This is a genomic window from Streptomyces sp. NPDC042102 (assembly GCF_055582305.1).
This window is the reverse complement of record NZ_JBVJDL010000016.1, coordinates 51,166-76,669: the sequence shown is the minus strand read 5'-3', so window position 1 is coordinate 76,669 and position 25,504 is coordinate 51,166. Positions and strand designations below refer to the sequence as shown.

The following is a 25,504-nucleotide window of genomic DNA, read 5'->3' as shown; positions in this document are numbered from 1 at the left end:
TCACGCCCTCATTTCTGAGAAGGCGGTTCTACGAACAATGAGTAGTGCACGTCGGTCAGCTGTTCCGAGAGCATCCACAACTGGTGGGCCGTAGGGAGGTCCCGGATGGCGCGTTCCCGGCTGCGGAGGACGGGTTCGCCACGGAGTTGGAACGGCCCGTCGGGCACGACGTAGCTTCCCCCGGGCAGGTCGGGGGCGGTTGCGGCGTACAGGGAGGTCTTGGCACCGTCTGGTGTGGGGCGGAAGGCTACGCGCAAGAGCAGTCGCGTGAGGATCCCGTATGCGCGACCCCGGGTGCTGTTGGCGCCGCCAGTGAGCACGTTGGAGCGCGTGAGTCCGGGGGCGACAGCCATGCTGCGCAACCTCAGCCCGGCGATGTCGGCCCTGCGCTGCAGTTCCATGGCGAAGTAGAGATTGGCCCGCTTGGACTGCACGTAGGCGAACACCGCTCGGTAGCGGTGCTCCGCATTGAGGTTGGCCATGTCGAACCGGGCGAATCGCTGACCCTCGCTGCTGACCGTGACCACGCGCGGGTCGGCGGCGGCCAGCAGGTGGGGCATGAGCAGGCCGGTGAGGGCGAACGTGCCGAGGTGGTTGATGCCGAACTGGGACTCGAAGCCGTCGGCAGTCCGGGAGAACGGCACCATGGCGACGCCGGCGTTGTTGACCAGGAGATCGATCCGGTCATGACTCCAGCACTCGGCGAAGCTGCGGACGGATTTCAAGTCGGCGAGGTCGAGCATGCGCAGTTCGGCGCGGGCGTCGGGGACTTCGGTTCGCAGCCGCTCCACTGCCTCCTGCCCGCGCTCGCGGCTACGGCAGGCCAGGACGACAAGGGCACCGCGGCGGGCGAGTTCACGAGCGGTGACGTAGCCGATGCCGCTGTTGGCGCCGGTGACAACAGCCACACGCCCCGACTGGTCAGGAATGGAATCCGGCGTCCAGCTCGTGCGCGGAACCGCCTGCGACACCGGGTTCGCGGAGCGATGGCCGATCAGGCGAGGGTCGTGGTCGACGTGGCACGGGGCTGTGTCGCCGGGGTCGGGCACTGAGGTGCGGGTGGCTGCCCGGGAATCACGGGTCATGGAGGCCTCAATCCGTGGGTCAGTGGTGTCTGCGGCCCGAAAGGCGCAGCAGCGGCATTGCAACTCAAAGTTGCGATATCCTGATCGTGCCGTACGTTCCGCCGTCAACGCAACCAGGAGTTGCAATGGAGTCTGTTGGGTCGCCCTCAAGGCGCTCCCCCGCTGTCGGACGAGGCAGCAAGATGCGCGCCGCCGTGCTGGAGGCAACCCTCACCGAACTCACGGAAACCGGGTACGCGGCACTGACCGTCGAAGGCGTCGCCCAACGGGCCGGCGTACACAAGACGACGATCTACCGGAACTGGAGTGACTCCGACGGCCTTGTCGCCGACGCGCTGGCCAGCCACTTCGCCACGGACATCCCGATCCCCGACACCGGGGCGGTGGAGAGTGACCTGCGCGCGCTGGCCCGCTCCCTCGTTGCCACCATGACGACGCATGCGGGCCGGGCCTTGCTCACGACCGTCCTCTCGGACGCCGTACGCCTCCCTCGGCTCGCCGAAATCAAGCACGCGCTCTTCGACGACCGGTTTCGGCGGGCGGAACCGGTGGTCACCCGAGCCATCGAGCGTGGCGAACTACCCGCGGAGACCGACCCTGCGGAACTCCTCAAGGCCCTTGCCGCGCCGATCTACTTCCGGCTCGTGTTCACTGGCGAGCCGGTCGACGAGGCCACCGCGGACCGGGCTGTGGACGTTGTACTGGCCGCCGCGCACGCCCGGGTGCTGCCGGCCAGGTGACCGCGGTCCTGGTCTCGTGGCGCCGACCCGCCATCGCACCGAACCAGCCGGGGGCGGCGGCCGCGCGGCCGATTGCGTCGGGCTCACGCCGCCTGGCGCGCTCGCCGAGCACCTCACCACCGCCCACGGCCTCATCTTGGATATGCTCGCCGGCCCCCCCTGCCCGGCATCTACGGCCCCACCGGGCCGGGCAAGCTGCTGTTCGCATGCTTCGCCGCGATGGCGGAGACCGAGGCGGTCGAGCAGGCCCACGCCGACTTCGCCGCCCTCACCGGCAGTGAAGTTCCTGATTCCCGCACAGGAATCAAGGCCCTGAGGATGCGCTGGGTTGGTTGTCACTTCGTGGCAGCTTCGGGAGACCGGGCCGTGTCGGCAGCGCACGCTAAGTTCGCGACCATGGACAGAGTCGACCTCGAGCACCGCCATCGCACGTACGACGGCTGGATACCGCCCACCGTCGCCGCGCTCCTCCACGAGCACGGCCACCACGACATCCTGCGCCAGGCGGCTGCCCACGGCGACTGGTTCTGTGCCCGCCGGCTCGCTGAGGCCGCCGCCGAGTCCGGCCCGGAGGGACGGGCGACGGTATTGGCATGGCTCGAGCCGTTCGCGGCCACCGGCTGGTGGCCTGCCGTGGACACCGTCGCCGGGCTGCTCGCCGAGTGGGGGCGGCACGACGAGGCCATCGTGCTGCTGCGTCCGCTCGCCGACACAGGACACCGGTACGCCCAGCGCGACCTGGCACGGCTGCTGGCTCGGCAGGACCACCTCGACGAGGTCATCGCCCTGCTCGGCCCGCGGGCCGCAGACCTCCTGCTCGCCGAGGAACTGGTGGAGCTCGCCGCGGGCCACGGCCGCGATGCCGAAATCGCTGCGTTGCTCCCCGATGTCGGGCCCGGCCCGACGGACCCGTACGAGTCCTGGAGCTCGGACGCCGCAGACACCATCCCTCTGCATGCCAGGTTCCTCGAACTCCAAGGCCGGATCGACGAGGCAATCCACCTGCTGGGCAGGCACGTCTGTGTCGACGGTGTCGTGTACGCCGGCCACGCCGAACAGCTCGCCCGTCTCCTGCAACGCCACGGACGTGAGGGCGAGCTGCGCGCGTTCCCGGCCGACGGCGGCGAGGAGTACGCCCTGGCCGCCTTGGCCCAGTTGCTGGAAGAGCAGGACCGGATTACGGAAGCGGTTGCCCTGCTCGGGCAGTCCACCGGGACCGGAAACCCCCCTGCGGCCTTCGGCCTCGCTGAACTCCTCGCCCGTCACGGCCGCCACGATGAGGCGAGGGCCGAGGTCGTGAAGTTGAGCGACCGTGCCGTGGATGCCGAAGCGGAGCTGTCCGAGTTCGTCAGAAGCGACGAGGAGCTTCTTCATTCCGGAACGGTGGACGGTGCCATCACACTCGCTGAACGCCTGGTCCGGCGTGGCGAACCGCAGAAGGCCGTCGCTCACCTCCGCGATCGTCTGGACCGCGCGAAGGTGCCACTCGGGTAGTACCTGCGCTCGTTCCGGATCACGGGCGCAGCCAGGATCCTCCGTGCGGTGACTCGGGAGGTGGGCAGGTCGCCGTCAGCCGCGGTGAGTGAGGGATCGGTTCCGGTCGGCCCGCGAGCGGCTGCCCTTTCGGTCCGGACCTCCTCAGAGCCGCGTTGAGTTCGACGTCCGTCTGTTCCAGGCGGGAGACCTGACGCCGCGTGCGCGGGCCCGGCCCCGTGTCGTCAGGAGTCACCCGATCATCCACACCGGGGTCGGCTCGGCGCGCGCCGGCGCACGGGACGTGCGGTCGGGAACCGTGGCCGGGCCGGGGCACGTCCCTTACCCGGACCGTGGAAGGGACGCCCATGAGCATCGACGCACCCCACCCGTCCGGGCCGTCGCCGTACGACGGGCCGCCACCCGCGAGCGACCCGCGGCCGCCGTACACGCCGCTGTGGCGACAGCTGCGTGAGGACGAATGGCCGCCGCCGGGTGAGGTGTTGCGGGGGCGGCGGGAGCAGATCCGCCCCGGGGTGGTGCTGGTGCTGGTCTTCCCCTGCCTGTGGTGGCTGACCGTGCCGCTGCTGGTCGGCTACCAGCTGGCCCGTACGGCCCGCCGCACCGCGCGCCGGGTTTTCCCCGTACGCCCGGAAGGGCACGTCGAGGACCCCGAGGTGCTCCGGGTGCAGCGGATCCGGGCCTGGCTCGCCCTTGCCATGTCGGGCGTGCTGGTGGCCGTGTTCGGTGGCTGGCAGGACGTGGCAGAGGCACAGCAGCAGTTCCTGCAACGGCTGCTGTTCGCCCCCTGGTTGGCACTGTTGAGCGCGGCGGTGGTGGTGGCGCTGCTCCTCGGGACGGCCCGGCCCGCCACGCGGCGGGCCATGCGAACGCAGCTGTGGCCGGCCGGTAGGTCGGCCCTGTGGTACTTCGGTGCCTGGATGCTGGTGCCGCTGTTGTTCATATCGGCGGGCGAGGGGATGAGTCTGCTGCCCAGCGGCGCCGACGGGCTGCTCGGGCTGCTGCTCTGGGTGTCCGTGATGTTCGTGTGCTGGGCGCCGTTCTGGTGGGTGGTCTTCTTCCTCTGCTTCGCTTCCGGTCCGGCGCTGCGCCACGCCTTCAACCTGTCCACCCTGCATGCGGCGCTGCCCGCGCTGGTCACCTCCGTCCTGGTCTGGGTGTTCGCCTTCCTCGGCCTGTCGGCGGGCGGTCTCCCGCCGGGCCCGGTGCCGCTTGCGGTCTGTGCGTTCCTCGGTGGCCCGGTGTCGGTGACGGCGGTGGCCTGGTGGGAGGTTCGACGGTTGCGGCGGCGGCACGGGGTGCGGTGGCGGGGGTAGCGCCGCGGACCTGGGCGTTCCGTCCGGCCGGACTCTGCGGCCCGACTCTGTCATGAACACAGGGGCCCGCTCCGCCCCCTGCCGCCGCGCCCGCCTGCGGGTGGTCAGTCGTGGCGGGCGAGCTTGACGGCCGAGACGAGCAGGATCACGGCCAGCAGGGGGATGAGGACGATGTCCGGGAAGACGCCGAGGAGGAGGCCGCCGAGGATCGCGCCGGTGATGGAGCCTGCGGCCATGAGCGCGGCGAAGCGGAGGTTGGCGCCGAGGACGGCGAAGCTGCCGTCGCGGCTGTAGCGGGCGAAGGCGACGAGCATGGTGGGGAGGGAAACCAGAAGAGAGAGGCTTCCGGCGGTCTTGATGTCCTCGCCGAACAGCAGCACGATCGTCGGGATCAGCAGCTCGCCTCCGGCCACGCCCATGATCGCGGCGACGACGCCGATGCCGAAGCCGACCGCGACTCCGGCGGGGATCTGGGCCCAGAGGGGCAGTGCGAGGGTGTCCAGGGTGGTGACGTGGGTGAGCACGAGGGCTGCGGCCATGAGGACCATGAGGGCGGCCAGGACGTTGTAGAGGGTGGTGCTGCGCATACGGACCGCCCAGGACGCGCCGGCCCAGGCCCCCAGCAGGCTTCCGGCCAGCAGGTTGACCGCGACGGGCCAGCGGGCGGCGACGTCCGCGGCTGGGACCGCGGCGAGGCGGGCGGGCAGGGCGACCAGCACCACGACCAGGCTCATCGCCTTGTTCAGGATGACGGCGGAGAGTGCGGCGAACCCGAAGAGGCCGATCAGCAGGGGCAGGCGGAACTCCGCGCCACCCAGGCCGATCATCCCGCCCAGCACTCCGATCGCGGCTCCAGCGCCGAGAACGACGGGTGCTGAGTGGGTCGGGCGGAGTGAGGTGAGGTTCTGGCCGCTGGTCATGGCAGGCATCCTGACTGGTGGCGGCCCGTTCCTGCCATGGCACGAAGCCACCGGGTGTCCCGTCCGGGTTCGTCCGGATCTCCGATCTTCAGCATCTCCGTCAGGCCGACGGACGGTCGGGGGCGGTCGGATGGTGATCGGCTTGAGCCGTGGGCCGGTCCCCGATGGACCGGCCCACGGCTGTGGCCGGATCCGTCACCGGGCGGGCCCGATCAGGGTGCGCAGTACGGGCACGGATACACCGGCCGCCGTCAGGCCGGCGAGCACGGCGGCTGCTGGGGACACGCCGGTGAGTGCGGTCAGGCCGCCTGCGACGAGCCCGATGAGGAGCGCGGTCAACAGGACGACAGCGGTGTGCAGGGTCAGGAACGGCGGCGGCTCCGCAGGCGCAGAGCCGTCCTCCGAGCCGCTGTTCGGCGGCGGCGTCATCTGGGTCATGCCGTGAACCTTCACCCCGCACAGGGCCATGACCTGCATGAATGGAACAACCTCGGCGATATTCGGCGACATTCGATCGGGCCGCGGATGGCGTCGAACGACCCCTGCCGTGTTCCATCGTGTTCCGACTCGTTCGGGGTGTTCCGGCCCACAACGACGGAGAGGAAGGCAGGCCGCCCGACCGCCGGGATCCCCGGCTCGAGGCGTGGCGCGAGCGGTGGAAGGTGCTCGAGGACCTGCGCGCCGTCGCCCGCCGTCCATCCGACACGCGGCCGCTGCGGACCGTACGGACGGTGCCGGACGTAGAGCCGGCGCAGCCACAGACGCCGCTGCCGTCAGTGTCGCCGACGCCGGCGCCACCGGCACTGACAGCCGACGACATCCGGTCGGCACTCGATGATCTGGTCGCGTTCGTCTCGGGACGGGCGAAGGACGGGGCGTCCCCGGTCACGACCATGCTCATCGCCGGTGGGACCGTCATCAACTGGCTCGACGAGTGGCTGCGGACCCAGGAGGCCCCGGACATCACCGAGATGGCCGAGAACGCCCTCGTCTCCGACCAGGATGCTGCCGCGCCCATACGCCTCGTCGTGTCGAAGTACGTGGAAGCCACGAGGCCCGGCCCCCGGCCGGCCGGGAACGCTCCCCGCGGGTCCGCACACCGGTGTTCCTTGTGCCATGCCCCCGCCCCGAACGTGACGTCCGTGTGGTCCTGCGAGGTCTGCCGGGCCTACAACGAGGTGACTGCGGACGGTGCGATCCGCCCTGCTCCGGCTCTCGACTATCTGCTGGTCAGCGACGTGCGTTGCACGATCTGCGGTCTCTTCGTCAACGGCGCCGCACGGCCGGGGCAGGATGCCCGCTCGCGGGGGTGGCGGGCGTACCCGTGCCCGAGGTGCGGCACGGGCATGACCCTGCCGTGGTCGTGAGGCCGGCCACGGCCCACGCCGCCTCCGCCTCCGCCTCCGCCCTGCCCATGCGGAGCGGTGCCCAGCCGGCAGGCGCGGTCCCGTCCGTTCGCAGGGCGGTGCCGTTACGCCGCGGGGGACTTGCGGCGGTGGGGCGCGGCGTCGAGGACGGCCCGGACGCGGAGGCCGTCGTCGGCGAGGTCGTCGCCGCAGCCGTCCACCGTGGCCAGGACGCGGAGCCCGCCGAACACATCGGCCGCTGCTCGTCCACGGCCTTGGGCACAGCGGTACAGCGGTACAGCGGTACAGCGGTACAGCGGTTTACGCCAAGCCGGTGATCACGGGCTCGATGCAGGTCGGGAGCGGGTCTACCGCAGCTCGACGGTCGGGTGGGGCTGGGCCTGGAGCCATTCGCGCAGCTCGACTTCCGCGGCGGTGAGCGGCTCTCCGGGGCGGCGGCAACCTGCGGAAACGTGGAGTGGTCCCAAGTTCGCACGCGCGGTTGGATGGCCGTTTCTGAGCTCCGATCGAGCGTCTGCATCCTTCCAACGCCCCGCCGATCGCGTTTTTCTCGACCGGCAGGGCGGTTCGTTGTTGGTCAGCCCCGGCGGGCGCTCTGGACGATCCGGTCGATGACGGCTGCGGCCCGCTCCGGGTCTTTCCTCAGCCACTTGCCGAGGTGGTCCTGGACGGCCTGTCCGACGCAGTCGCGTACTTCGGCGTTGCCCAGCACGCCGAGCGTGGAGCCCACGAACTCGGGACGGTCCAGCTTCACCGACACGACCGCTGTCAGGCCCTCGCCGATCCGATCGGCGACAAGGTCGGGGTCCGTAGCTGTCAGCAGCCCCTGCTCCCGCGCGTAGGCGGTGACCGCGGCCGTCATCCCGTCGCGGAAGCCCACCGCGTGTGTGCCGTTGACGGTGGGCCGGCTGTTGGCGAAGCTCCGGACCCGCTCCTCAGGGCAGCTGCGCCAGCGGAAGGCCACCTCCATCATCCCCGCCATTCGAGGGTCCTCGTGTTCGAAGGCGATGGTGTCCATGGGGGCGGACGCCGCGGCGTGGCCGTCGAGGAAGGCGACGAAGTCCCGCGCCCCGCCCGGGAAGCGGAGCCGCACCGAGCGGGACTCATCCGCACGGCGCAGGTCGGTCAGGGAGATCCCCAGGCCCTGGTTCAGGAAGGCCAGTTCCCTGAATCCCTCTTCCAGTCCGTCGAACGAGAACTCCGCAGTTCCGAAGATGTCGGCGTCGGGCCAGAAGGTAATGGTGGTCCCGCTTCCGGTCGCCGTCCCCGCCTCGGTGATCGGGGTGGTGGCCACGCCGCGCGCGTACTCCTGGACCCAGCGGACTCCCTCGCGCCGCACCTCGGCCGTCATCCGTTGCGACAGGGCATTGACGACGGCGGGCCCTACGCCGCAGAAGCCGAGCGTTACGTCGTAGCGGCCTCCGGCTCCCGCCCCGGCCCGCATGTGGGTGAGCAGGGCTTCGAGCCCGGGACCGCCGACGGCCCCCGTCTTGTCGATGGGAATGCCCGGCCCGTCGTCGGCGACACGGACGCCGCCGTCGGGCGTGAGAGTGACGTCGACGGAGGTGGCACGGCTGGCCAGAACCTCGTTCACCGCTCGGTCCGCGACCTCGAACACCATGTGGCGCAGGCCGTGTTCACTCGTCGAGCCGATGTACATTCCGGGCCGCTTCCGAACGGCTTCCCACCCCTCCAATACCTGGATGTCGCTGGCGTCGTATCTGGTGGCTTCCTCGCTCACGATGTCCCCTCCGATGGTGTCCAGCAGAGCTCCCCATGCTAGGCGAGTTCCAGGAAAACACCAGGTCAGAGCCGTTTGTCCGGTGCCGCTGGTGGGCGTGTGAGCGGCTGTCCGGAGGCGGTCGACCCAGGGGTCGCGAATCACCGCCGGAGTGCCGCCGCGGCCCCATCGAGGGCGTGAACGGCACCCTTACCAGCGGCCCCGAGGCCCCAGTTTCGACTCCGGCAAGATGACCCTCTGTCCGGCACCTCTCCCCGGGCAGCAATGCGGCTTCCGGGGAGCTGCCATGGTCCCGTCCACTCCTCGTCCAGAGCACCACGGCGTTGAGGACCAGGCCGAGCGAACCGAGCTGATCCTCCATCCCGTCACGGTACGCCTGGTGGATGGTGCTCTCTTGCCGTGGCACACGTCGCGGGCGAGCTTGTGGCGGGACTCCTGCACGGTGAGCTGGCGATTCATCAGCGTGGATGGGCGTTCCCTTTCCGTGGCCCGCTTCCCCGTACTGATCAGCCGGGTCGCCATCAGCACCTGGAAAGGTCCAGCGCCTCGTCGATGGCCTTCGTCGCGGCCCACTGGTCCGCCCGGAGGGTCAGGACGGCGGTCTGCCGGTTCCGGATGGGGGGGCGGCACGCTGGGACTTCGGCCTGGTGACCGGTTGGGGCCTGGGGGCCTCGACCGGCTTCTTCTGCGGCGGGGGCGTCTTCGGCGGGTACGACGGCGGAAGCTTGGGCCCTGCGGCCTCAGGAATGCGCACCTCGTCCTCCCGGAAGACGGACATCACGTGGTACTGCCCATCCTGGCAGTGCCCTCGGCGGCCGGGGGCCGAAATCCCTCCGAACGCGAGGGAGACGGCCGCGCCTGCCTCGAATCGTTCAAGGTCGAATGCCGATCCGCCGGCTCGACACGGGCGGGCCGTACGCACCGCATCAGGGCGGACGCCACTGTCCGGGGGCCCGGCCGATCCTGCTCCCGCGTCGGGCGAGGTTGAGCCGTTCGGATGCAGAGCGTGACGAGCGCGGGCTTCGAGGGAAACCAGCTGCGTGGTGCCACCAACGACGAGACCGCCGATCGCATCACCGCCCAGCTGCGGCTTCTGGACGCCGAAACCGACCACCCCGTCCGCCTCTACATCAACTCACCCGGCGGCTCCGTACCCGCGGGCATGGCGATCTACGACACCATGCAGCACGTCAGGAACGACATCGTCACCATCGGTCTGGGCTACTGCGCCTCGATGGCCCTGTCCTGAGGGGCAACCGGCTACCGCCTTCCCTCGGCAACCCAGTTCGACAAGGCCTTGAGCATCACGCTCAACTCGATGGTGTTCCGCTCCAGCGGACAGGACCCGACCACCACCGGCACCTCCATCGCGCACCCGCCCGGTGCCGGACCGCTACAAGGGCCGCGCCCGGGCCAGGTTCGCCCGTACCACCGCGGTCGACGGGTGGTCTGGGCCCAGGATCCGCTCGCAGTCGGCCAGAACCCGCTCGAACAGCGGCACCGCGCGGTCCGGATACCCCGCCCGCTGGTACGCGGCCGCAAGGTTGTTCCGGGAGGACAGCGTGTCGGGGTGGTCGGATCCCAGCACCCGCTCCCGGTCCCGCAGGTTCCGCTCGTGCAGCGGCACCGCGCGTCTCGGGTCCCCCGCCGACTCGTACGCGCCCGCCAGGAGGTGGCGGGAGCCCAGCGTGCCCGGATGGTCGGGGCCCAGCACCCGCTCCCGGTCGCGGAGCGTCCGCTCGAACAACCGGACCGCCCGCCCCATGTCCCCCACCGACTCGTACGCGCGCGCCAGAGCGTCGCGTGAGGCCATCGTGCGGGGATCGTCGGGGCCCAGCACCCGCTCGAACTCCTGCGCGGTGCGCTCGTGCAGCGGGATGGCCCGGTCCAGATCGCCCACCGCCTGGTACGCGTAGGCGAGGTTGTTGCGGGAAGCGAGCGTGTGGGGGTGATCGGCGCCCAGCACCCGCTCGGAGTCCGCCACGGTGCGCTCGTACAGCGGCACCGCCCGGTCCAGGCCCCCTGCCGCCTGGTACGCGTGGGCGAGGTTGTTGCGGGAGGCCAGGGTTTCGCGGTGCTCGGTGCCCAGCAGCCGTTCGCGGGCGGCGAGGGCGCGTTCGTAGGCGTGCACGGCCGGGGCGAGCGTGCCTTGTTCGGCCTGGTAGCTGGCGGAGAGGTTGAGGGCGTAGGCGGTGTCGGCGGTGTCGTGGTCGGGGGCGTGGTGGCGGGTGAGGGCCTCGAGGTGCGGGAGCAGCGCCCGGCAGCGGGACCAGTTCGCCGGCAGGGTCACGTCGGCGGGGAAGGCGTGCGCGAGGCAGGCGGCGGCCAGGTCGCGGGCGTGCGCGACGTCGGCGGGGAGGCGGTGCGGGTCCTGCGGGTCGGGGGTGCGCGCGAGGGTCTGGACGAGGCGGTGCACGGTCAGGGTTCCGTCGTGGTTGTCGGTGACCATGCTGTACGCGACGAGCCTGCCGATCGCGGCCGCGAGTGCCGGCGGTTCGGCTCCCGCGTCCAGGAGATCGCGGGGGATGCCGGCGGGCGCGTACCAGGCCAGGATGCGCAGGACCTCGCCGGCCAGGGGCGTGTCGGCCAGGCGGTCCAGGGTCAGACGCCAGATCCTCGCGACGGTGCGTTCGGAGTCGCCGCCCTCGGCGGTGGCGGCGAACATCGTGGCGGGCCAGCGGGCCAGCATGCCCAGGTAGGCGCGGGGGGTGGTGCCGGTCTCGGCGCAGTACGCGGCGGCCTGCTCGACGGCGAGGGCGAGGTGCCCCAGTTCCTCGCACACGGCGTCCGCGCCATCGGTCCCGCGCGGGCCGTCGTGGGTCAGGATGCGGGTGAAGAGGGCGAGGGACTCGGCCGGTTCGAAGACGTCGAGGCGGATGGTGGCGGTGGTGGTGTGCCGGTGCCAGCCGGTGGCCCGCCGGGTCGTGACCAGGACCCGGCCCCGGCCGGCGACCCGGTCGACGACCGCGCCGACGTCGTCGACCCGGTCGACGTTGTCCAGGACGAGCAGCCAGCCGTCGTTCGTGGCGAGCCACTGCAGCGCACGCTCGACCTGCAGCTCGGCGGGCAGTTCCCCCAGCCCCGGCTGGAGCGCGCGGGCGAGCCCTGCGAGCCCGGCGGCGACCGCGTCCGGGCTGTCGGCGGTGATCCACCACCGCACGCGGCCGGTCGCCCGGTGCGTGGCCCAGTGCGCGGCCAGCGCGGACTTGCCGACCCCGCCCAGCCCGTGCACCGTGTGGAGCACGACCCCGCCGGCCCCGCCGGCGAACGCGTCGTCCAGGGTGTCCAGTGCGGCCTCGCGGCCGACGAAGCCGGCCGTTGCCGGGATGTTCGCCAACCCGCCGTGACCGGGGGCACCGGCGGGGGCGTCGGCGGGAATCGGCGCGTACGCCTCGGGCGGCAGCGCCCGTTCGGCATGCACGGCCACCGAGCCGACCACGTCACGGCCCGCCGCGATCGACCCTTCGTCGGCCGTCACACCCGGGGGTGCCGAGGCGGTGCCGGGGGCTGGCGCGGCGCGCCGCCACCAGGGGCGCTTCACGGGCCCCGGTGGGCGCTGGCCCCGTCGACGTCCCCACCCGCGGCGACCGACCCGCCGCTCGCGGAGATTCCGGGCCGGGTCGCCGCTGCACTCGCCGTGCTCTCCGCACCCGAACCCGTGCCCGCGCCGGGGGCGGTGTCACGTCCACGCGCGTTACGGACGGTGCCGCCCGCCGAGACCGACCCCCCGTCCGCGGACACCTGGGGCGGCACGGGGGCCACAGGGGATGCGGGCGGCGTACTCCTGGCAGCGTGTGTGGTCAACCTGAGCTGCCACAACGCGACTCCCAGGGCCGCGATCCCGGCCACCGCCCCGGCGATGCCCCAGCCCTGATCGGCTCCCTCCGGATGCCCCACGGACACCCACACCACCAGCCCGATCGCCGTGACCATCCCGATGACCGCCAGCCCCCACCAACACGCCCTCAGCCATGCCGCCATGACTCCATACTCGCCTGCACCGCTTGATCAAATCCAGGATTCCTTCAAGTCCGGCCGACAGCCTGTTCCCGTACTGCTACGGATCCTGTACCGCTACGGCGCGCGGGCGTCCAAAGACCTCCCTGATCAATTCCCCTATTCCGCCGCACAATCAGGATCCTGCTCGATAACCTTCATCGCGTAGGTCTTTCGCAGCCGGCTCTCGTCACGGTGCCGCTCGTCGGCATGCCTCCCGAAACGGGGAGTCGTGCCGAGGCGTGCGCACGGTGCGCAGCCTGCTCGGAAGGAGGGCGCCTTCATGGGTCCTGACGAAGAAGGAAGGTCGCCGCGGCAAAAGCGCTGGTGGCGGCGGTTCTTACGCGCGCGTCGCGCGTTCGGGGCCGTCGCGCCGTTTGCTGCCGTAGCTGCCTCGGGCGCGACGATCCTGCGCGCCATCCTGGGGTAGCCGCCTCGGACGTGGGCGTAACACGCCCGAGGCGGCAGCCTTCCAGGACGAGCCCGTTGCGGGGAAGTTCACCGCAACGGGCTTTCCGCCGTCACCGCAGAACCACACGCCGCACTTTCCCGGACTCATGTCCGCGATTCCACGCTACCGCAACAGCCAGCGGGGTGTGTAAGTTGAACGGTAATTCGCGGCCTGATTTCCGGCGATAATTCGGGGCAGAGGACGGGAAGGGTAATCCCGGACGGTACCCGGTGCCCGGTACCTGGCACGCGACACCCGACACCAGGTACCGCCACCTCGCCGAGGAGCATCTGATCTCGTCCCGCCACGATGCCCCGACCCGGCGCGGGGCCCTCAACCGCCGTATCGAGCTGGCCGATCTGGACATCACCGACGTCGAGGTCGAGGACGCCGGCGTCGACCCGACCCAGCAGGGCCGCTGGAAACCCGGGTCGGCCACGGTCAAGCGCGAGTACCTCGACCGCGCCCAGTCCAGGTCCCAGAACCCCTGGCACCAGGTCCAAGCGGCGCACCGGAGGACGGACCGGCGTGACGGCCTGTAGCTCGGGCTGCGCAAGCAAGCATCAGGGGCGGGTCCGTGTGGTGACTACGCCGGCTCCAGTACGACAGCCGGCAGGGTTCCGTCCACGATCGGGGCCTTCGGCAACGAGAGGCCGAAGAACCGCTCCACGACCCCCAGCGCGATGCGGTGGGCCTCCCCGCGCTCGCTGTCGTGGTCGGGCAGGCCGGCGGCGGTCAGCAGATCCTGCAGGCGAGCGGCTGTCGCAGGGTCTCCGTCGACCCCGTCGTAGCCCCACGAGGAATCCAGGTGCAGGTTGCACGCGCTCAGCAGGCGGTCGTCGTGGGCGTACGCGAACTGGGGCGGCACCGGCTTGCCGTTCTCCTCCTCGTACTCCAGGAGGCAGGCGTGCACACCACCGCGTGACACCGCCTCCACCGAGTCGAACTCGCCCTGCCAGCCCCCGTACGCGACCGCGTAGACCCAGTCGCCCGCGTGGCCGAGGCGCAGGCCGATGCCGTCGTAGAGGCTTCCGAAGGTGTCGTCCAGGAGCTCCTCGAGGGAGGCACCGGTGTGCTCCCCGACCGCCACCGCCGTGCAGCGCTCGTCTCTCAGGTTCTCCGCGAGGCGGTCGGCGAGTTCTTCCGTAGTGAGCCCTCGGGCCAGGACCACGTGGTAGCCGCCGAACGTGATGGACTGGGGAGCGGCAAGCCAGGTTATTCCGTCTGTCATGTCGGCCATCCTGGCCTGTCTCTCTGACAACCGAGGGGGTGGGTCCTGGCCGCGAAGTCCAGCAGCCAGTGGAAGCCCGCCGCTACAGCGCTGTCTCCGCCCGCGCGCCCCTTCGGGGTGAACCCCGCCCGTCCGGCCCGGTTGGGCGTTAGGTTCGGTGAACGGCCCGGGGACGGGGCCGGTTTGGAAGGACGGCGCGACGAGGGGTTCGGGGATGGTGGGGCGGAAGGTGTGGACGGCTGTCGCGGTGGTGTGCGCCGTGGTGGTCGTGGGGCTGGTGCTGGTCGTGGGACTTGCGGATCTGGAGACTGCGGACAAGGTCGCCAGCGTGGTGGGGGCCGGTGTGGGAGTGATCGGGCTCGGCGTCTCGGTGTTCGTGCTCACCCGCGGCGAGGCCGCTCCGCCGGTGGCCGGTGCCCGGTCCGTGCAGGCCGGCGGCGGAATCGGGCGGGCGGTGACCGGCGACAACAACCACCTCACCGGGCCTGCCCCCACTCTTCCGGCAACAGGCTCAGGTGGCAGTCCGGGCGGGGGCGGTGGCCTGGCCGTTCCCGGGGAACGCGGCGTGGCCGCGGACGGCGGGATCGGCGAAGCCGTCACCGGCGACGGGAACCAGCAGCCATGAGCACCTTCCGACGCAGCAAGAACGAGAACGAGAACGGCGCCGGGCCGGGGAGGACGGTGCCGGGCGAGCGCGGGCTGTCGGCCGGCGGGGACATCGGGCTCGGGGTATCGGGTGACGGCAACGAGACCACGGTGCGGGACATCGTCACCGGCCACAACAACTCCATCACGCACCAGTACCAGTACCACCTGCCCGCGAAGGGCGGCGCGGTGTGGCCGCACCAGGTCGGTGTGGTCCCGTCCCCGGCACGGTCGTTCCAGCACCGCGGGGAGGCGGATCGGCTGCGGGCGGCGGTCGAGGGCGGGGGCACCGCGGTGCTCTCGCAGGTGCTGACCGGGATGGGCGGGGTCGGTAAGACCCAGCTCGCCGCCGACTACGCCCGCGCCGCCTGGGACGACGGCGACCTGGACGTCCTGGTCTGGGTGACCGCCAGCGCCCGCTCGGCCGTGGTGAGCGGACTCGCTCAGGCCGGCGTCGAGCTGTGCCGGGCCGACCCCGACGACCCGGAGCGGGCCGCGAAACAGTTCCTGGCCTGGCTGGCCCCCAAGCCCGGGCAGCGGCCGTGCCGGTGGCTGATCGTGCTCGACGACCTCGCCGACCCGGGCGATCTGATCGTCCACCCCGACGACCCCGCCCGCCGCTACAGCCTGTGGCCGCCCGCCAGCCCGCACGGCCGGGTCCTGCTCACCACCCGCCGCCGCGACGCCGCCCTCTTCGGCGAAGGCCGCAGCCGGATCGATGTCGGCCTGTTCACCCCCGACGAATCCCTCGCCTACCTCACCGCAGCCCTCAGTTCCCAGGGCCGCACCGAGCCCGTCGACCAGCTCACCGCCCTCGCCCACGACCTCGGACACCTGCCCCTGGCCCTGGCACAGGCCGCCGCCTACATCGTCGACTCCGGCGAAACCACCACCGCCTACCGGCACCTGCTGGCCGATCGCGCCACCACACTCGATCACCTCACCCCCGATGCCCTGCCAGATGAGCAAGCCACCGCCCTCGCGGCCGCATGGTCCCTGTCCATCGACCGGGCCGACACCCTGCGCCCCGCCGGCCTGGCCCGCCCGATGCTCCACCTCGCCGCCCTGCTCGACGCCAACGGCATCCCCCAAACCGTCCTCACCAGTCAGGCAGCCCGCACCCACCTCGCCACACACCTCGCCTCCACCGCCACCGGCCCGCAGCCGGCCCCCGTATCCCCCGCGGAAGCGGTCCGCGCGCTGCGCGCCCTGGACCGGCTCAGTCTCATCGACCACCAACCGGACACCCCTCACCAGGCCGTCCGCGTCCACCAGCTCATCCAGCGCACCACCCGCGACACCCTCATACCCCACCAGCACGACCCAGGCCGCGCACACCGCCGCCGACGCCATCCTGGCCACCTGGCCCTCCGTCGAACGCGACAGCGACCTGGCCCAGGCCCTGCGCACCAACACCGACACCCTCACCCACCACGCCGAAGACGCCCTGCATCGGCCGGACGCACATGCGGTGCTGTATCGCCTCGGCCGCAGTCTCGGTGAATCCGGTCAGGTCACCGCCGCCATCGACCACTTCCGGCACCTCGTGACCGCCACGACCATCCGGTTGCACGAAGACCACCCGGACACCCTTGCCGCCCGGGGCAACCTCGCTGCCTGGCGGGGGCAGGCGGGGGATGTGGCCGGCGCAGCGCAGTCCTTTGCCGACCTGCTGGAGTCCATGTCCCGAGTGCTGGGCGAAGACCACCCCGACACCCTCACCACCCGGAGCCAACTCGCAACCACGCAAAGGGAGGCGGGGGATGCGGCCGGAGCGGCACGAGCCCTCGCCGACCTCCTCCCCGACCGGATCCGAGTACTGGGCAAAGACCACCCCGACACCCTCACCACCCGGAGCCAACTCGCCGTCACGCGGGGGCAGGCGGGGGATGCGGCCGGGGCGGCACGAGCCCTCGCCGACCTCCTCCCCGACCGGATCCGAGTACTGGGCAGAGACCACCCCGACACCCTCACCACCCGGGGCAACCTCGCCGTCATGCGAGGGGAGGCCGGGGATGCGGCCGGGGCGGCACGAGCCTCGCCGACCTCCTCCCCGACCGGATCCGAGTACTGGGGAAAGACCACCCCGAGTCCCTCACCACCCAGGGAAACCTCGCCAACTGGCGCGGGCATGCAGGGGATGTCGCCGGTGCCGCCCAGGCCCTCGCCGATCTCCTGGAGTCCATGGTGAGAGTGTTGGGCGAAGACCATCCCCGCACCCTCACCACCCGGAACAACCTCGCCATCATGCAGGGACAGACGGGGGATGCGGCCGGGGCCGCACAAGCCCTCGCCGCCCTCCTCACCGACCGGATCCGAGTACTGGGCGAAGACCACCCCGACACCCTCACCACCCGGAACAACCTCGCCATCATGCGGGGGCTGGCGGGGGAAACGGCCGGAACAGCACAGGCCTTCGCCGACCTCCTGGAGTCCACGGTGCGGGTACTGGGCCCGGACCACCCTCACGTGCGGATCATCCGCCAAAACCTCGACCACTGGCGGAAGGCGGAGAGGAGACCTGGGACGTCGAATATCGATCATTCGTGAGACCCCAGCTCGCTCGGTGTTGTCGCAGGGCGTGCCGGCGCACGCTCGCCCTCCCTTGTGGCTGGTGGCAGCGCCCCTACCGGCACCCCATTCGGCGAGCCGCGTGTCGTCCAGGCGGGCGTCGCCGGGGTCAAGGTCGCCCCGCTGATCTCGTACGGGACCCGCCAGTGCCTGGCGTCCGTCCGGCCTGATCGCCTCCGTCATCTCATCGCCGGCGGCGTACTCGCGCTCGCGCGGGCCGTCGCCGGTCACCCAGTCCCAGCCGAGCCCGTAGGGGCCCTCACCCTTGCGGCCCGGGGTAGGGGTCCTGGCCGTGCATGATCCGGGTGAAGGCGTTGTAGTCGTCGCCCTCGCTGATCTTGTTGGTGGTGTCGATACTGCTGTGCTGGGGGCTGCTGTTGAACCACGTACCCAGCCCGACGTCCGCCATCAGGGCGAAGGCCATGTTCTGGTCGGCGACGATGCCCCGCTTGACCAGGTCCGCCAGCTCCCGGGCGGCGCTCTCGACGACTTTCGCGTCGGCGGAGCCCTTCTCCATCACCTTGCACTCACCGCCGACGGTGGAGGGCGATACCTCGCCGTCGGCAGAGATGTGCAGGCCCTGCTCGCCGGCGCGGCGCAGGAAGTCCTGGAGCGCGGCCTTGACGGCCTTCAGTTCGCCGAGGGCATCGTCCAGTACGCCCACCACCCCTGCTGCGACCTTGGTGGCCTGTTCCCAGCTGTCGCTGGATGTCATCGATCATCCGCCAGGCGTAGGGGGCTGCGGCACCCTCCCAGTAGACCTTGTCGCGCAGAGGGCTGAGCATCTCGTCGTGCACCCGCCGACCGAGGCCGCTGATGTTCTTGTGCGTGGTGCGCCACTGATCGGCGACTTTCTGCAAAGGGGCGAGATCGGTGTCCAGGACCTCGCGGTAGAAGGAAGCCATCACAATCCTTCGATCAGCGACTTGCGCGTGCGCACGCCGCGGAAGGCCTCTTCGATGGCGGCGTCCGTCTTGGTGTAGTCGCGGGCACCGGCGCGCAGACTCTCGGCGATGTGGGCGAGCGTCGCCCAGTTGCGGCGGGCGTTGACCGGCGTCCGGCGACGGTCGGCTGGTGCTGGCCGTGGACGTCTCGCCGTGGTTGCGGCCGGACGCCGACGCCTCCTCGGACCGCTCCTTCGGCCGGGAGAGCGGGCCTCGGTGCGATTCCGCGGCCCGCTTTGGTGGAGGGTGTGAGCGAACGGTCAGCTGCCGCAGCCTTCGCAACAGCCGCCAGTGGCCTTGGGTGTGGCTGTCCGTGCGGGTGCGGTGGTCAGGGGAAGCAGCATCCCCGTGTTCGGGGCGGCGAGGGCGAGGGTGTCGGCGGTCGGCCGGGCCGGGACGTGGAGGCGCGGGGCGGCCTTGTGTGCCGTGCGGAGTGCGGGGTGGGTGGGCAGGCGCTTCTTGCGGCCGGCACGGATGCCGTTGCCGATGACGAGGACTTCGGCGAGTTCGTGGGTGGCGACGACGGCGGCGAGGCCGAGGGCGCCGGTGGCGGCGAGGGGGACGAGGGCGACGAGGATGCCGCCGGACATCAGCAGGTTCTGGGTGAAGATGCGGCGGGCGGCGCGGGTGTGGGCGAGGGCGTCGGGCAGGCGGCGCAGGTCCTCGCCCATCAGGGCGATGTCGGCGGCTTCGATGGCGACGTCGCTGCCCATGGCTCCCATGGCGATGCCCGCGTCGGCGGTGGCCAGGGCGGGGGCGTCGTTGATGCCGTCGCCGACCATGGCGACGGGTCCATGGGCGGCGCGGAGTTCGGTGACGATGCGGGCTTTGTCCTCGGGGAGGAGTTCGGCGCGTACGTCGTCGATGCCGGCGCTGGCGCCGATGGCGGCGGCGGTGCGGGCGTTGTCGCCGGTGAGCATGACGACCCTGACGCCCTGGCCGCGCAGGGCCGTGACGGCCTCGGCGGCCTCAGGGCGTATCTCGTCGCGGACGGCTATGGCGCCGAGCAGCGTGCGGTCGTGTTCGACGAGGACGACGGTGGCGCCGGCGTCCTGGAGCCGCAGGACGTCGGCGGCGAGGGGGCCGGGGGTGATGAAGCCGGGCTTGCCCAGGCGGGCGTTGGCACCGTCGACGGTGCCGGTGAGGCCGTTGCCGGGGACGGCTTCCACGTCCTCGCCCGGGGTCAGGGCCGACGTGTCGACGGCGGCGAGGACCGCGGCGGCGAGCGGGTGCTCGCTGCGGGCCTCCAGCGCGGCGGCCACCGACAGCACGTGGGCACGGTCGGTGCCGGCGACCGGGACGACGTCGATCACGGCGGGCTCATTGCGGGTGAGGGTGCCGGTCTTGTCGAGGGCGACGACCTTGACCTTGCCCAGGGCCTCGACCGCGGCGCCGCCCTTGACCAGGACGCCGGCCTTGGAGGCGGCGCCGATGGCGGCGACGACCGCGACGGGGACGGACAGGGCGAAGGCGCAGGGGGCGGCGGCGACGAGGACGACGAGGGAGCGTTCGATCCACACGCCGGGGTCGCCGAAGAGGCTGCCCAGGGCCGCGATCAGGGCGGCGAGGACGAGGACGCCGGGGACGAGGGGGCGGGCGAACTTCTGCGCGAGGCGCTGGCTGGCGCCCTTGCGTTCCTGGGCCTCGTGGACGATGTGGACGAGGCGGGCGAGGGAGTTGTCCTCGGCCGTGGCGGTGATGGTGATCTCCAGGGCGCCGGCACCGTTGACGCAGCCGGCGAACACCTCGGCGCCAGGGCCGGCTTCCGAGGGGACGGACTCACCGGTGACCACGGAGGTGTCGAGCGCGCTGCGCCCGGCGGTGACGACGCCGTCGGTGGCTATCCGCTCTCCGGGCTTGACCAGCAGCGTGTCGCCGACCCGAAGATCGGCGGCGGCCACCTCGGTCTCCTGGCCGCCGCGTCGGACGGTTGCGGTGGGGGGTACCAGGTCGAGCAGGGCGCGCAGGCCGTGCTGGGTGCGGGCGACGGCGTAGCCTTCGAGGCCCTCGGCTATGGAGAACAGGAAGGCGAGCGTGGCGGCCTCGCCGTACTCGCCGAGCGCGACGGCGCCGACGGCGGCGATGGTCATCAGCAGCCCGACGCCGAGCCGCCCCTTGAGCAGCCCGCGCAGGGTGCCGGGGACGAAGGTGGCCGCGCCGACGAGCAGCGCCGCCAGTTCACCGGCCGTGGCCCAGGAGCCGGGCAGGAAGAGGGAGACCAGGAGCAGGACGCCTGAGGCGGCGGCCGCCTGGAGTTCGCGGACCTGCCATATCGCGGCCGGGGAGACGGCGGGCTCGGCGGCGGAGGGAGCGGGGGTGGGCGCGTCGGTTCCGCAGCACGCGTCAGCCATGGAGAGCCTCCCGGTCCGTTGCGGTCGCGGTGTCCGCGTCGTCGCAGTAGTCGTCGGGGGCGCAGGCCTCGTCTGCGGCACCTTCGGAGTCGACGAGCAGGACCAGTGCGGCCAGGTCCGCGAGGGCGTGTGCGAGTTTGGGGTCGGCCAGTTCGTAGCGGACCCGCCGGCCGACGGGGACCGTGCGTACGAGACCGCAGCCTCGCAGACAGGACAGGTGGTTCGACACGTTCCCGCGCGTCATGCCCAGGGACTCGGCGAGATCCGAGGGATAGGCGGGTGCTTCCAGCAAGGCCAGCAGCAGCCGGCGCCGGTTCTCATCGGCCAGCGCGGTGCCCACCCGGGCCAGCGCGGCAGCGTTCACGGCGATCGCGGGGCCGCCGAAGCGTGTCGTCTCCATGGCCTCGACGATACAGCAGATCCTGAATTAAGCGCAGCCTGTATCTCGCTGCTAGTGGGCCAGGGTCATCAGCGCCGCCAGTGCTGAGGCGGTGGTGACGGATGCCGCCATGTGCCACGTACGCAGTTCCCCGGACCGGCGCTTGGCGGCGGCGAGCCGGAGACCCACCATCGCCGTGCGCAGCAGGACGCCCCCCACGGCGGCCAGCAGGACGAGAGTGGCGGGAGGAGGCAGGGGGTGCAGCGCGGCGAGGCCCACGCCGGCAGCGGGGCTGAGGGCGGAGACCAGCAGCCATGGTGCGAGCCTGCCGTTGGCCTCTTTGATCAGCCCGGCGAGGGCGAGGCCCTCGCCGGTCGAGTGCAGCACCAGGGCGAGGATCACGGGAAGGGAAGCCGACAGCGCGAGGGCGCTGCCTTCGACGATGTGGTGGGTGGCGACGGCGGCCGCGGTGCCCATGCCGCCGAACGTCGCCGCGCCGGCGGTCGGCCCCGTCCGGTGTCGGCGGGCGGCGCCGGCAGGTGGGCGGAGCGTGCCTCGGCCAGGCCCGCATGCGCGGGTCCTGCGGGTGAGGCAGGCGATCAGCAGATAGCCGGTGGTGGCGGCCAGCGCGCACCACCACAGCGATACGCCGGTTTCCGTGGCGCCGTGCCGGACCTCCGGGCCGATGTCGGTCAGCGCGGTCACCAGCATCACGGCAGAGGACAGCGACAGCCACAGCCCCATGCGCCGTTCGTACCGGCGGGCCAGCCAGGCGCCCAGCACGGTGGCGGCGCAGATGACGGCGGCTGCCGCCCAGGCGCCTTCTTGGGCGGCATTCCCCTCGTGGGAGCCATCGGCGAGACGCAGGAACCCATGGGCGGCATGTCCGGAAGCGACGATCATGGGACCGTCCGTACCAGCGAACGCCCCCGGCTACACGCGGACCGGGCGGCGCCCCGCCGCGGAATTGCCCGGCGAGTACGGGAAAATCCCCTGTTCAGGCCGGGTGCGGGCGGGGCTGGGGCCGTCACACCGTTGGGTGGCGTCCCCGTTGGGTGGCGTCCCCGTTGACGCTGCCCTGTCGAAGTGACGCTGCCTCGTTGAAGTTGACGCTGCCCCGTCGAACCGAGCCTGGCCGGACCGGGTCCGGGACCGGTGCCCGCTGGCGTCAGCTGGCGATCTTGGCCAGGAGGGGCAGGTCGTGGGCGTAGTCGTCGGCTGTGGTGCCGGCGGTGTAGATGACACGGCCCCTGTCGTTGTTCGGGGTGAAGGCGATGACCTGGGTGCCGTGCTCGGAGGTGACGGTGCCGCCGTGCTGGTGCTTGGGGTCCTCCACCGAGATGCCGATGCCGAGCGCGGCCTTCTTCACCTCGGCCAGGTCGCCGGACAGCCCGGTGAAGTTCGGGCCGAAGGACTTCAGCCACGCCCCCAGGCTCTCGAGGGTGTCGCGTTCGGGGTCGGTGGTGACGAACAGAACCTGGACGTTGTCCCGGACGCTCTGCGGCTGGCGGGCCAGGGCCACGGAGATGTCGCCCATGGTGGTGGGGCACACGTCCGGGCAGTTGGTGTAGCCGAAGAAGGCCAGCGTGGTCTTGCCGGCGGTCTGCTTGCGCAGGTCGTAGGGCTTGCCGGTGGTGTCGGTCAGCACCAGGTCCGGCTTGGGGAAGCCCGGGTCGACCGCGGTGCCGCGGTAGGGGGATTGGCTCTTGGCCGAGGTCGTGGCGGGCTTGTCGGCGGTTTCGTGGTGGGCGCCGAAGGTGCCGCAGCCGGTCAGGAGGGCCGCGGCTGTGAGGGCGGTGGCGGACAGGCGGAGAACGCGGGAGCGGGGGATGGCGGGTGTCAGGTCCGATGCGTGGTTGGGCCGGCGGCCGGGACGGGGTTGGCAGTCAGGGCGGGGCCGGCAGTCGGGGCGGGACCGAGAACAGCGTGAGTCAGGGCGCGGCCGCGGTCGGTGAGCGTGTACATCACCAGTCGTCCCTGGCGGCGTGATGCGGCAAGGCCCGCCTGGCGGAGCTGGCGCAGGTGGTGGGAGACGAGGTTCTGGGCCTGGCCGATGACCCAGGCCAGGTCGCACACGCACAGCTCGCCGGCCTCGGCCAGGGCGGCGGCCACCTTCAGGCGGGTGGGGTCGGCCAGGGCCTTCGCGGCCGCCGCGGCCGCCTCCAGGCCGGGCAGGGGCGGCACACGGCTGCGGATGGCCTCGGCCACCGGCAGGTCCAGGCACAGCAGGTCGCAGGAGTCGTCGTGCTCCTCGCTCACGTCCATGTCTCGTTTCGTCGTTCGGAGCCCTGGCGGGCGAGGGTCAGAGCAGGGTGGTCCAGTACAGCCAGAACCGCTGGAGGATCAGCACCACGATGATCAGGTACCAGGCGGTGAGGACCACACCGTGGTAGCCGGCCACCGCGCCGGCCGCCCGGTGCACCCGATCCGGCACAGGCAGGTGCCCGCGGGTGAGGGTGTGCACAGTGGTGTACCAGAAGACGGGGATCATGACCGTCCACACGACCATGCAGTACGGGCACAGGGCGTCGATCCGGTACAGGCTCTGGAAGATCAGCCAGTGGACGAACACGACACCGAAGACGACGCCGGCCTGCAGGCCCCACCACACCCAGCGCGGCAGGACCGAGCCGGTCAGCAGCACCACCCCAAGGGTCGTGACCACGGCGAAGCCGGCGATCCCGAGCAGCGGGTTGGGAAAGCCGAACACCTCCGCCTGCGCCGTGCTCATCACCGACCCGCAGCTCAGGACGGGGTTGATGCTGCACGAGGGACTGTAGGAGGGGTCCTTCAGCAGGGCGATCTTCTCGACCGTCAGCGTGAAGGCGGCCAGGAACCCGATCGCGCCTCCCACACTCAGCACCCGCGCCAGCATCTGCTGCCCCACGGGCACACTGCCAGTCGCGTTCACCGCCGACGGCGCGGCAGCGGGGGCGGTTGCGGTCACTTCGCGAGCTCCGCCTCGATGGCCGCCTTGAAGTCCTGCGCCGAACGGATCTCCGGACGCTTGCCGTTGATGAAGAACGTCGGCGTGCCCTGCACCCCGAGCGCAAGACCGTCCTTACGGTCCTTCTCCACCCGCTCGGCAGTCGCCGGCGCCTTCCAGTCCGCCTCGAACTTCTCCATGTCCAGCCCGAGCTCCCTGGCGAAGCCGCGGAAGGTCTCCTCGTGCGAGACCCGCTGGTCCCCCCAGCTCTCCTGGGTCTCGTACATCTTCTGGTACATCGCCTCCAGCTTGCGGACCTCCAGCAGCTCCAGCGCGCGCAGCGCGTACCCGGCGGCGGCCTGCGGCTGTCCGGCTGCGGCTTCTACGGCGCCGAGGTCCCCGAGGATGACGGTGCGCTGCTTGTCGTCGTCGGCGGTGAGCCCGTCCAGGGCGCCGAGCAGGGTCTCCCGGGCCTGCGGCAGGTGCCCGGCCTTCAGCTGGGTGTTGCCCTTGAACGCGGCGAGGCGGACGGCCGAGAACCAGTCCATCCATGCGGGGACGGGCCGGTCGGTGTCGTCGATGACGCTCTCGCCGTGCGCGATCAGGTTCAGCGCGGACCGCGTGTCGCCGCAGAGCGTGGCGCATTCGGCCTCGACGGCGTCGAGCCAGGCCACGAAGTAGCCCGGCGCCTGGGCCCGGCGGGCGTAGGTGCGGGCCGCGGTCATGCGCTCGGCGACGGGCTCGCGCCGGCCGGCCCATCCGGGGATGAACGCCATGTGGGCGAGGACGGCGCTGCCGAGGAGCGCGTCGTCGGCCTCTCCGGCCGCTTGCAGGGCACGGACCCAGGTGTCGCCCGCGCGCGCGGATTCGCGAAGGTCGAAGAACTCGATGCGGCCGGCGAGGAGGTAGGACTCGGCGAGGGCCGCGGCCAGGGTTCGCCGGGTCTGGCCGGTGGTGGCGTCGAGGAGTTGCCCGCCGAGGGTGGCGTGCGCGGCGACGGCGGGGTGGAGGGTGGCCGGGGCGACCGTCCAGTAGAGCCTGCGGTGGGCGCGGGTGACGGCGAGGAAGTCGGCTGCCGCGGTGGCGGGCTGTAGGGCGGTCGGGGTACGGAGGGGGCCGCGGTTGGGCGGGGCGAGGAGGCTGCCGCCCGCCACCTGCGGGCCGCTGCCCGGGGGCACGTTGAAGCCGAGTTCGTCGAGCGGGCGGCCGAGGAGGTCGACGAGGGCCTGGCGTACGTCGGGCTGCGGGAGCCCGCGGGCGGCTCGACGCGGCGCTCGCCGAAGCCGAACGGTTGAGCGCCGAACGGGCCACGGCCGCCGAGGCGTACGCGTGACACCGCGCGGGCGG

At 71.8% G+C, this 25,504-nt stretch carries 23 protein-coding genes and 4 pseudogenes; 11 read left to right on the top strand and 16 right to left on the bottom strand.

Annotated elements, in window-relative coordinates:
- Window positions 1–8 precede the first annotated feature (8 nt).
- Entirely contained in the window at window positions 9–1,085 is a 1,077-nt protein-coding gene (locus tag ACZ6KO_RS32860) for an oxidoreductase (protein WP_469307627.1), read from the bottom strand.
- A gap of 182 nt (window positions 1,086–1,267) precedes the next feature.
- On the opposite strand from ACZ6KO_RS32860, the gene ACZ6KO_RS32855 reads away from it, so the two are divergent.
- From ACZ6KO_RS32855 to ACZ6KO_RS32845, 3 genes are all read left to right on the top strand, one after another.
- A complete protein-coding gene (locus ACZ6KO_RS32855) occupies window positions 1,268–1,825 on the top strand; it encodes a TetR/AcrR family transcriptional regulator (RefSeq protein WP_469307626.1) in 558 nt (185 codons plus the stop codon).
- Window positions 1,826–2,044: 219 nt separating this feature from the next.
- Window positions 2,045–3,319 carry a hypothetical protein gene (locus ACZ6KO_RS32850; protein WP_469307625.1) on the top strand — a complete coding sequence of 425 codons (1,275 nt, stop codon included), beginning with the start codon at window positions 2,045–2,047 and terminating at the stop codon, window positions 3,317–3,319.
- Window positions 3,320–3,666: 347 nt separating this feature from the next.
- Window positions 3,667–4,635 (top strand): hypothetical protein, encoded by a 969-nt coding sequence (locus ACZ6KO_RS32845; RefSeq protein ID WP_469307624.1) that lies wholly within the window; start codon window positions 3,667–3,669, stop codon window positions 4,633–4,635.
- 104 nt (window positions 4,636–4,739) lie between these two features.
- Here ACZ6KO_RS32845 and ACZ6KO_RS32840 read toward each other — a convergent pair whose 3' ends face one another.
- Together ACZ6KO_RS32840 and ACZ6KO_RS32835 are read right to left on the bottom strand one after the other, a co-directional pair.
- Complete coding sequence (locus tag ACZ6KO_RS32840) at window positions 4,740–5,555, bottom strand: sulfite exporter TauE/SafE family protein (protein ID WP_469307623.1); 816 nt, start codon at window positions 5,553–5,555, stop codon at window positions 4,740–4,742.
- Between the two features lie 195 nt (window positions 5,556–5,750).
- Window positions 5,751–5,993, bottom strand: a complete 243-nt coding sequence (locus tag ACZ6KO_RS32835) for a hypothetical protein (RefSeq protein ID WP_469307622.1) — start codon at window positions 5,991–5,993, stop codon at window positions 5,751–5,753.
- A gap of 41 nt (window positions 5,994–6,034) precedes the next feature.
- Here ACZ6KO_RS32835 and ACZ6KO_RS32830 point away from each other — a divergent pair, with 41 nt between their 5' ends.
- On the top strand, window positions 6,035–6,922 hold the full coding sequence (locus ACZ6KO_RS32830) for a hypothetical protein (RefSeq protein ID WP_469307621.1): 888 nt from the start codon (window positions 6,035–6,037) through the stop codon (window positions 6,920–6,922).
- A 104-nt stretch (window positions 6,923–7,026) separates the two neighbouring features.
- On the opposite strand, the gene ACZ6KO_RS32825 is transcribed toward ACZ6KO_RS32830, so the two are convergent.
- From ACZ6KO_RS32825 to ACZ6KO_RS32815, 3 genes and pseudogenes are all read right to left on the bottom strand, one after another.
- Window positions 7,027–7,152, bottom strand: a complete 126-nt coding sequence (locus ACZ6KO_RS32825; protein WP_469307620.1) for a hypothetical protein — start codon at window positions 7,150–7,152, stop codon at window positions 7,027–7,029.
- Window positions 7,153–7,499: 347 nt separating this feature from the next.
- Window positions 7,500–8,663 carry an ATP-binding protein gene (locus ACZ6KO_RS32820; protein WP_469307619.1) on the bottom strand — a complete coding sequence of 388 codons (1,164 nt, stop codon included), beginning with the start codon at window positions 8,661–8,663 and terminating at the stop codon, window positions 7,500–7,502.
- Between the two features lie 307 nt (window positions 8,664–8,970).
- Window positions 8,971–9,122: pseudogene (locus ACZ6KO_RS32815) on the bottom strand (Tn3 family transposase); the annotation flags it as partial.
- Window positions 9,123–9,708: 586 nt separating this feature from the next.
- Between ACZ6KO_RS32815 and ACZ6KO_RS32810 the strand changes: the two are divergent.
- Window positions 9,709–9,900 (top strand): annotated as a pseudogene (locus ACZ6KO_RS32810) (ATP-dependent Clp protease proteolytic subunit); the annotation flags it as partial.
- Window positions 9,901–10,056: 156 nt separating this feature from the next.
- Here ACZ6KO_RS32810 and ACZ6KO_RS32805 read toward each other — a convergent pair.
- A complete protein-coding gene (locus ACZ6KO_RS32805; protein WP_469307618.1) occupies window positions 10,057–12,141 on the bottom strand; it encodes a tetratricopeptide repeat protein in 2,085 nt (694 codons plus the stop codon).
- Window positions 12,142–13,340: 1,199 nt separating this feature from the next.
- Between ACZ6KO_RS32805 and ACZ6KO_RS32800 the strand changes: the two genes are divergently transcribed.
- The gene (locus tag ACZ6KO_RS32800) at window positions 13,341–13,652 is read left to right on the top strand and encodes a hypothetical protein (RefSeq protein ID WP_469307617.1); all 312 of its coding nucleotides are present in this window, start codon (window positions 13,341–13,343) and stop codon (window positions 13,650–13,652) included.
- 44 nt (window positions 13,653–13,696) lie between these two features.
- On the opposite strand, the gene ACZ6KO_RS32795 is transcribed toward ACZ6KO_RS32800, so the two are convergent.
- On the bottom strand, window positions 13,697–14,341 hold the full coding sequence (locus ACZ6KO_RS32795; protein WP_469307616.1) for a hypothetical protein: 645 nt from the start codon (window positions 14,339–14,341) through the stop codon (window positions 13,697–13,699).
- Between the two features lie 214 nt (window positions 14,342–14,555).
- On the opposite strand from ACZ6KO_RS32795, the gene ACZ6KO_RS32790 reads away from it, so the two are divergent.
- The 5 genes and pseudogenes from ACZ6KO_RS32790 to ACZ6KO_RS32770 all read left to right on the top strand — a co-directional run bounded on the left by ACZ6KO_RS32790 (window position 14,556) and on the right by ACZ6KO_RS32770 (window position 17,536).
- Window positions 14,556–14,966, top strand: a complete 411-nt coding sequence (locus tag ACZ6KO_RS32790; RefSeq protein WP_469307615.1) for a hypothetical protein — start codon at window positions 14,556–14,558, stop codon at window positions 14,964–14,966.
- Window positions 14,963–16,489, top strand: a complete 1,527-nt coding sequence (locus ACZ6KO_RS32785) for an NB-ARC domain-containing protein (protein WP_469307614.1) — start codon at window positions 14,963–14,965, stop codon at window positions 16,487–16,489. The genes ACZ6KO_RS32790 and ACZ6KO_RS32785 overlap by 4 nt, the downstream gene beginning before the upstream one ends.
- Window positions 16,458–17,177 carry a tetratricopeptide repeat protein gene (locus ACZ6KO_RS32780; protein WP_469307613.1) on the top strand — a complete coding sequence of 240 codons (720 nt, stop codon included), beginning with the start codon at window positions 16,458–16,460 and terminating at the stop codon, window positions 17,175–17,177. Before ACZ6KO_RS32785 ends, ACZ6KO_RS32780 begins: the two co-directional genes overlap by 32 nt.
- Window positions 17,138–17,269 (top strand): annotated as a pseudogene (locus ACZ6KO_RS32775) (tetratricopeptide repeat protein); the annotation flags it as partial. The gene ACZ6KO_RS32780 and the pseudogene ACZ6KO_RS32775, both read left to right, overlap by 40 nt.
- A 90-nt stretch (window positions 17,270–17,359) precedes the next feature.
- The gene (locus ACZ6KO_RS32770) at window positions 17,360–17,536 is read left to right on the top strand and encodes a hypothetical protein (RefSeq protein ID WP_469307650.1); all 177 of its coding nucleotides are present in this window, start codon (window positions 17,360–17,362) and stop codon (window positions 17,534–17,536) included.
- Window positions 17,537–17,816: 280 nt separating this feature from the next.
- Here ACZ6KO_RS32770 and ACZ6KO_RS32765 read toward each other — a convergent pair whose 3' ends face one another.
- From ACZ6KO_RS32765 to ACZ6KO_RS32730, 8 genes and pseudogenes are all read right to left on the bottom strand, one after another.
- Window positions 17,817–18,272, bottom strand: a complete 456-nt coding sequence (locus ACZ6KO_RS32765; protein WP_469307612.1) for a hypothetical protein — start codon at window positions 18,270–18,272, stop codon at window positions 17,817–17,819.
- A gap of 489 nt (window positions 18,273–18,761) precedes the next feature.
- On the bottom strand, window positions 18,762–20,852 hold the full coding sequence (locus ACZ6KO_RS32760; RefSeq protein WP_469307611.1) for a heavy metal translocating P-type ATPase: 2,091 nt from the start codon (window positions 20,850–20,852) through the stop codon (window positions 18,762–18,764).
- Window positions 20,845–21,252: a helix-turn-helix domain-containing protein gene (locus ACZ6KO_RS32755; protein WP_469307610.1), complete on the bottom strand. Its 408-nt coding sequence runs from the start codon at window positions 21,250–21,252 to the stop codon at window positions 20,845–20,847. Before ACZ6KO_RS32755 ends, ACZ6KO_RS32760 begins: the two co-directional genes overlap by 8 nt.
- Before the next feature lie 51 nt (window positions 21,253–21,303).
- Window positions 21,304–22,134, bottom strand: coding sequence for a ZIP family metal transporter (locus ACZ6KO_RS32750; protein ID WP_469307609.1), 831 nt, complete (start codon window positions 22,132–22,134; stop codon window positions 21,304–21,306).
- Window positions 22,135–22,399: 265 nt separating this feature from the next.
- Complete coding sequence (locus tag ACZ6KO_RS32745; RefSeq protein WP_469307608.1) at window positions 22,400–22,879, bottom strand: SCO family protein; 480 nt, start codon at window positions 22,877–22,879, stop codon at window positions 22,400–22,402.
- A 191-nt stretch (window positions 22,880–23,070) separates the two neighbouring features.
- A complete protein-coding gene (locus ACZ6KO_RS32740; protein ID WP_469307607.1) occupies window positions 23,071–23,496 on the bottom strand; it encodes an ArsR/SmtB family transcription factor in 426 nt (141 codons plus the stop codon).
- A 37-nt stretch (window positions 23,497–23,533) separates the two neighbouring features.
- Entirely contained in the window at window positions 23,534–24,094 is a 561-nt protein-coding gene (locus ACZ6KO_RS32735) for a vitamin K epoxide reductase family protein (protein ID WP_469307606.1), read from the bottom strand.
- An 80-nt stretch (window positions 24,095–24,174) separates the two neighbouring features.
- Window positions 24,175–25,404, bottom strand: a pseudogene (locus ACZ6KO_RS32730) (DsbA family protein); the annotation flags it as partial.
- Between the last annotated feature and the right edge of the window lie 100 nt (window positions 25,405–25,504).

Bases quoted from the DNA above. Each gene is read 5' to 3' on its own strand.
- ACZ6KO_RS32860 (WP_469307627.1), bottom strand. From the start codon at position 1,085: ATGACCCGTGATTCCCGGGCAGCCACCCGCACCTCAGTGCCCGACCCC.
- ACZ6KO_RS32855 (WP_469307626.1), top strand. From the start codon at position 1,268: ATGCGCGCCGCCGTGCTGGAGGCAACCCTCACCGAACTCACGGAAACC.
- ACZ6KO_RS32850 (WP_469307625.1), top strand. From the start codon at position 2,045: ATGGCGGAGACCGAGGCGGTCGAGCAGGCCCACGCCGACTTCGCCGCC.
- ACZ6KO_RS32845 (WP_469307624.1), top strand. From the start codon at position 3,667: ATGAGCATCGACGCACCCCACCCGTCCGGGCCGTCGCCGTACGACGGG.
- ACZ6KO_RS32840 (WP_469307623.1), bottom strand. From the start codon at position 5,555: ATGACCAGCGGCCAGAACCTCACCTCACTCCGCCCGACCCACTCAGCA.
- ACZ6KO_RS32835 (WP_469307622.1), bottom strand. From the start codon at position 5,993: ATGACCCAGATGACGCCGCCGCCGAACAGCGGCTCGGAGGACGGCTCT.
- ACZ6KO_RS32830 (WP_469307621.1), top strand. From the start codon at position 6,035: ATGGAACAACCTCGGCGATATTCGGCGACATTCGATCGGGCCGCGGAT.
- ACZ6KO_RS32795 (WP_469307616.1), bottom strand. From the start codon at position 14,341: ATGACAGACGGAATAACCTGGCTTGCCGCTCCCCAGTCCATCACGTTC.
- ACZ6KO_RS32790 (WP_469307615.1), top strand. From the start codon at position 14,556: ATGGTGGGGCGGAAGGTGTGGACGGCTGTCGCGGTGGTGTGCGCCGTG.
- ACZ6KO_RS32785 (WP_469307614.1), top strand. From the start codon at position 14,963: ATGAGCACCTTCCGACGCAGCAAGAACGAGAACGAGAACGGCGCCGGG.
- ACZ6KO_RS32770 (WP_469307650.1), top strand. From the start codon at position 17,360: ATGCGGGGGCTGGCGGGGGAAACGGCCGGAACAGCACAGGCCTTCGCC.
- ACZ6KO_RS32765 (WP_469307612.1), bottom strand. From the start codon at position 18,272: ATGACATCCAGCGACAGCTGGGAACAGGCCACCAAGGTCGCAGCAGGG.
- ACZ6KO_RS32760 (WP_469307611.1), bottom strand. From the start codon at position 20,852: ATGGCTGACGCGTGCTGCGGAACCGACGCGCCCACCCCCGCTCCCTCC.
- ACZ6KO_RS32755 (WP_469307610.1), bottom strand. From the start codon at position 21,252: ATGGAGACGACACGCTTCGGCGGCCCCGCGATCGCCGTGAACGCTGCC.
- ACZ6KO_RS32750 (WP_469307609.1), bottom strand. From the start codon at position 22,134: ATGATCGTCGCTTCCGGACATGCCGCCCATGGGTTCCTGCGTCTCGCC.
- ACZ6KO_RS32740 (WP_469307607.1), bottom strand. From the start codon at position 23,496: ATGGACGTGAGCGAGGAGCACGACGACTCCTGCGACCTGCTGTGCCTG.